Source organism: Mesorhizobium sp. M1406 (assembly GCF_040317555.1).
Classification (GTDB): domain Bacteria; phylum Pseudomonadota; class Alphaproteobacteria; order Rhizobiales; family Rhizobiaceae; genus Mesorhizobium.
In genome coordinates, this window is sequence record NZ_JAMYKW010000138.1 from 1 (window position 1) to 3,551 (window position 3,551).

The window sequence follows — 3,551 nt, forward strand, 5'->3', positions numbered from 1 at the left end:
GGCACTGTAAAGTTATCAGCGGATTGATGCAGCGATAGCTGGCCGGGACGGCTGTCACGCTGCGGCGAGACACGCGATTTTGTTCCAGATTTGCATGGCGGCGTTACGCAGGTCTCGATGTTGAGCCGATGACAGCGCATTGCAGGGAAAGTGAGCAGGTCGGCAATCGGATCATGGATGGAAACGAACCGCTGAAGCTGGCGTGCCGACTTGAAGCGTTTCATGATCCTTTCGCGTCGTCGGGTCGGCTGGTGCGAATTTTCCGCTCGATTATTCAGGGCTGTGTGCGACCGGTGTTCGACGCCGGGCATGAGGTCGCGCATGGCGGCATCATAGGATCGGAGCTTGTCGGTGATCATGATCCGTGGTGTCCGCCCTTGAGCTTTCAGCAACTTGCGCATCAGACGCTTTGCCGCCTTGGCATTTCGGCGGCTTTGTACCAGCACTTCGAGGACGAAGCCGTCCTGATCGACGGCACGCCAGAGCCACTGCTTCTTGCCACTGATAGCCACGACACATTCGTCGAGATGCCATTTGTCGCCCAGGCAGCCGGCTGATATTGATCTCCTGGGCGAAATGCCGTCCGAATTTCTCCGCGCAGTTTCGAACGGTCTGATGCGTGACGATGATGCCGCGGGCCGCCAGCATGTCCTCAACCATGCGCAGGCTGAGCGGAAAGCGAAAGTAGAGCCATACCGCGTGCGCAATGATCTCGGCGGGAAAGCGGTGGCGACGATAAAGCGGATCACGAGCAACTTCTGACATGGCCCATGTTCGCACATCTTCATCAGCCGTCGGTTAACTTTACGGTGCCCCCACGCCTGTTCGCCAACCTGACGCTCGCCAGAGGCGATGGTCGCTACGCACGCCTGCAACGCACGCTCGCCCGGGTCCAATTGCTGATCCTTGATGATTGGGGCCTTGAACAACTCGACGATCAGGCCCGCCACGATCTCCTTGATATCCTCGAGGATCGCTACGGCCGCCGCTCCACCATCATCACCAGCCAACTGCCCGTGTCAGCATGGCATGACGTCATCGGAAATCCGACTTATGCCGACGCCATCCTGGATCGCCTCGTTCACAACGCTCATCGCATCGATCTGACGGGCGAAAGCCTGCGGCGAAAGCAGCCGCAAAAAGCTTGACACATGACGCATACGAAATGACAACAATCAACGCCAGCAGAGCCCTAGCCCCAGGGGGCGAGATCATCTCGGAATCCGGGGGCGCAATCATGTCGGAACAAAGGGGCGGCTTCGTCGGAATCGGCAATCAGCAAATGACCTTTCCGAAAAGTTTGCGACAGAACCGAGTTGTGGCGGTCTCTTTCGAAGCGCCGCACGGCCCGAGCGTAAAGCCTAGACGCTGCGCTTTCCAAACTGACACTACCCGGCGACCGATTCTGACATCGGACGGTCGCATATCCATATCCGTCACACAGCCGACATCACCAGGTCATCGTTTCCGTATATCAAGCGGAAAATCAGAAAATCTTGGAGGCGACCCATGCACGAGCGCGAACCGACGCTTGACGAAATCCTATCCGAACCGATCATCCGCCAGGTCATGAAAGCAGATGGCGTAAACGCTGCGGATATCCGTCGCCTATATCGCTCGCTGGAGAAGGATGGAGAGAGCCGCAATTACCCACGCGCGTTCGCGGCCGAGTGCGACAAGGACGTCGCGGCGTTGCGCCGGGCCAAGGTCATCGCCTCCGATGAGACCGGCGTGCGGATCGAAGGACGCAACGCCTACCACTGGGTGTTTCGCTGCGCCGAAGCGGTTGTTCATCAAGCGGCGCCAACGCGCGGCGCCGTCGTGGTCCGGACCCTGATGGACGGCCATCGGCCCGACGTCTGGTGTTCCGATCGCTATGCCGCGCAACAAGGCCACGCAAATGCGCATCAGAACTGCCTGGCGCATCTCGTCCGCGACGTCGCCTATGCGGAGACTAGGCAAGTGAGGACATGCTGCCCTCTATCACATCTCCCGGCATGGTGCCAACGGCGATCGGAGATCCACACGCGGCTGTTGCTCGCGTCGATAGCGAGCCCAATATTTTCTATTTCACCACACCCATGGACCGGCTACCTGCGTCATCACCCACGCGTGCAGCCAGCGCAAGGTGTTAGCGGATGTTGAAACGTTTTCAAGCCTTCCGCAGCATCTTCTCCTCCGTGCTCGGCGAACACTGCCCAAGGCAGCAAATTGCTATAGGCATCCATGAATAGCTGGTGCGGATCCCACCTTTTGAATCAAGGAAAGCACGGCGCCGGTTCTCAATGTGTATTCGGACTTAAAATAACAATCTGAGTTGTCCTAACAAACTCAATCTGAGTTGTCCCAACAAACTACAGCAAGTCGCATCGCGAAACCGATGCGATGCGGACAATTCACAAACGAGCACAAGGAAATCCTTACGTGAGATCCTCACCGAAAGAGACCGCCACCGCAGCCATCCCGATTCATCGAGTGCATCCCCCGTCTTTCTGGAAGGGGATGATCCTTGCTGCGACCGTGATCGTCCTCGTACAGAGTAGTCAGGTTTCGGCTGAGGACAAGGGGGCATGCCTTGCTTATAAGAATGGGAAGATCGAGTGCGCGGATAAAGAACTTGAACCGCGCGAAGAATGGGGAGAATACCAAACATGTGCCTATTATCATGGCGAAATATCTAACGAATGCATGCAAATAATGAGAGGGTGGTACCGGGAGAGTCGCCGCGAGAATCCACCGCGCCGAGCTTTGAGAGCAGTCGGTGACGAGGTCACGAGCCCGGTAAGACCCGCGACAGCCAGGCAAACCGGTCCCCACATACATCAAGCCGCCTTAGTTGGTTGGGAGAGCAAGGAGATGGAAGAACTTGCAGCCTCAGTTGGTTGGGAGAGGAACAAGATGGAAGAACTTCCAGCGGGAACAAGTTCAACCACGCTAATAGGGATGGGTGTGGGGCGGTTCGGGGCAAAGCGGGCACACGGGCGAAGCAATTTGGATGACCTCAGAAAACGATGTAAACGCGGCACGCGGCTATGCAGGTAGTTCTGGAAAGTATTTTGTTATCGAGGCGCAAAAACCCCCTCAAATTAGCGGTCATGGACGAGCAGGGTACTCAAGTGGAACCTGACGAACTCGGCGCATGGGCTACCTTCGCGCAGAGATACGGCTTGGACGGAGTGAAGACGGAATATGGAAGCTCGTACGAGGTGATTTTATTTGACAGAAGCAAGATTGCACCTGTGGAAGAACGTGGTTTCGATTAGCACAGGCGCCAGCACACGACCCATCGAGATAGGTGCCGTTCCCGTTGAGGCGGATGAAGTTTGCGAGTTCGGTCATGGTCTGTCTCCTGAGTGCGTGTTTCCCGAAGGGAAAGCCCTTTCGGGCGAAGCCTCCCCGGACAGAGCGCAGATCGTCGTCATCACGTGGGAAAGATGAAATTCATTACGAAGCAGGTCTGCGCCGACGTGGTAGCCTGACCTTATGGGTAAGGCCGGAGGCACTTGCGGGATGGCGCGCTCCGCGACGCAAGACCCGCGGCGGCCAAGCCC

The 3,551-nt window shown here is 57.2% G+C and carries 3 pseudogenes; 2 read left to right on the forward strand and 1 reads right to left on the reverse strand.

From position 1 onward, the window contains the following. Nucleotides 1–765: pseudogene (locus tag NKH03_RS34435) on the reverse strand (IS6 family transposase); the annotation flags it as partial. Nucleotides 766–794: 29 nt separating this feature from the next. Here NKH03_RS34435 and NKH03_RS34440 point away from each other — a divergent pair. Next, a pseudogene (locus NKH03_RS34440) lies at nt 795–1,148 on the forward strand (ATP-binding protein); the annotation flags it as partial. A gap of 535 nt (nt 1,149–1,683) precedes the next feature. Next, a pseudogene (locus tag NKH03_RS34445) lies at nt 1,684–1,950 on the forward strand (IS66 family transposase); the annotation flags it as partial. Nucleotides 1,951–3,551: the final 1,601 nt, after the last annotated feature.